Below are 1,525 nucleotides of genomic sequence, written 5' to 3' on the forward strand. Positions count from 1 at the left end.
TGCTCCAGCACAGTACCCATACCCAAACGCATTTTGAAAGTGTCGCGGCTGCGGTTGCGTTTAATGCGTTTGGTATCGCCGGCTAAACGTCTGACGGTGGTTTCTCCGTTTTTGCGATCGCGTTCGGTTCGCTTCACTTCCCTAACTTCATATTCAATTACGGGTTTGCCATTGATACCCAGAAATGACTCAAAAGGATAAATCCTGGTAAGCAGTCGCGATCGCACTCTTAGGCCAAACCCAAACTTATCAAACACGGTCATGTAAGACTTGAATTCTGTCAGAGACAGCATTTCACTAATTTTTGCTTCTAAGCGCTGCTCATAAAGTGAGATATCGCACATCCAGTCAGCGTGCAGTTCTAGAATGGGGTCAATCTTAATTCCATAGTCTTGGGCAATGGAAATTTTGTAGCGATTGTCCATTCGGGTTTTCCCGGCGGGAGAAATTTCGGGACTACCGGCCAACCATCCCCAGAGTGGTGGTACAAATCCTGCCTTGGTAGATGCACTCTTGGTGTGCGCGACTTCTGGGAATTGCCACGCCAACAGTTGACGGGCATAATTGACAATTGGCGATTGCACGCGGTTAAGGTGTTCGAGTTGTTGGCAGAGGTCGCGCAGCTCGTCAATTGGTTCTGGGCGGTGCATGAGAAAGTATCTCATGTTTAGTTCCCCAGTTTCTAGACGGTGGTCTGGATCATGTCCATAAGCAGCCATTGCTAGAGCGTCGGCGGGGTCACTTTTATTTGGTAAATTTTTACCACCTCGGTAGCGCCTGAGTTCGACGTGACCAACCCACAATATTTTAATTTCTAGCTTATTGAGGATGGATGCCCACAGTCTTGAATAGTGGTTTCCTGTTGGTTCAAGAATGGCATAATCCGGCTTGATTTCTGCTAGGTAATCAGCAAAGTCAAACGCTGATTTTTGCTTCTTTTTAACATCAGGATTGGAGTAAAAAGCCGGATATAAAGTAGATGCTTTATTTCTGGTTTTATTCCAGTATCCCTGTAATCCGCCCTTAGGATATTGTGTTAAAATATGGCAAGTTACGCTCGATTTACTAACATCAATTCCCACAATAGTTGATTCTGTTTTCATGGTTCTGCGTTGCTTATGGTGGTTTTCAAGGATGCCAGTCCTTTGATTGACCCGAACTAGTGAGCGCACGAATCACCCTAACGCCCCACATATAAGGGGCGCGATTCAGGAGTAAACGCATTCGGGGAATTAATTAGAAAAGTGTCGCGCAAGAAGTTAGGAACGCCTCACTTTAGGGGCGCAATTCAGTCTAAACGCTGCACAATACTAATTAACTTGCGGATGCTTTGGACACAATCCGCGACGGTGGCAACGATGCCACCGTTTCGGCTAGTGTGTCAGCTAGCCTCATCGGGCGGTGTAATGTTGGTGAAATTGGTAATGGAGCCGTGGAGTTCTGTTAAAAAAGAAAGCAATCCATCGCGTGTAAAATTCGTGAGTTGTAGGTTGAAATCAAAAGTTTCACTATTGTCGAAATCATT

Annotated in this window: 1 protein-coding gene; it reads right to left on the minus strand. The window is 45.7% G+C overall.

All coding sequences use genetic code 11. From position 1 onward, the window contains the following. On the minus strand, positions 1-1,103 hold a 1,103-nt coding region (locus RMX98_RS36215), incomplete at its 3' end, for a transposase (protein ID WP_409882110.1). Positions 1,104-1,525 lie beyond the last annotated feature (422 nt).

The sequence above is a fragment of the Nostoc sp. DedQUE02 genome, from assembly GCF_034531035.1.
Lineage (GTDB): Bacteria > Cyanobacteriota > Cyanobacteriia > Cyanobacteriales > Nostocaceae > Nostoc.